Below are 696 nucleotides of genomic sequence, written 5' to 3' on the forward strand. Positions count from 1 at the left end.
GCAACAAGAAGATGAGGATTTGTCGCAAGCGCTTGCAGCTGCTGCTCTTTGTCCACACCACCACACAAACACACTGCGTTAAGGCCAARCGCTTGACCAACTTGGTTAATCGCCTCGCTCACTTGCGTTGCTAGCTCGCGTGTTGGTACCAAAATCAGCGCTTTTTTGCTCCTGGATGTACCCTTAGTTTTTCCAACAAAGGCAGTCCATAAGCCAGTGTTTTGCCGCTGCCTGTATTTGCCAAAGCCAATAGATCTTGACCAGCCAACAGCTCAGGAATGGCCAACACTTGAATGTCGGTCGGTTTCTTGAAGTCTTTTGGCAGGGCGTGGATCAGCTCAGAACTCAATGAGAGAGTAGAAATGGCATTGGCTTAACCTTGTGCTTGGTTGAAGAGTCAGTAAAAACAGTCACACTGCGCTAAAACGCAGGCGCGGACTTTACCACAATCTAGTGGGCGAACCATCCCATTTTAGAAGCGAAAACTAAGCATGGTCTGAGAATCGTGCGGCAAAATTGAGTAGGGTGAGGCGTTACGCCTCACCCTCTCACAGAACCGTACGTACGGCCTCGTATACGGCTCATGCATACTCCATATCACCATGATTGGTGGCACAACATTAATCTGAGAATCTAATGTTGTCCGCTTTGTGGGGACAGTTTGTTTTCATCACTGTTGGTAACTTTCATTGCAGG

Annotated in this window: 1 pseudogene; it reads right to left on the bottom strand. The window is 48.2% G+C overall.

What is annotated here, in order from left to right:
• Positions 1-364, bottom strand: a pseudogene (locus CIK04_RS28000) (DEAD/DEAH box helicase); the annotation flags it as partial.
• Between the last annotated feature and the right edge of the window lie 332 nt (positions 365-696).

It is taken from the genome of Vibrio sp. 03_296 (assembly GCF_002265885.1).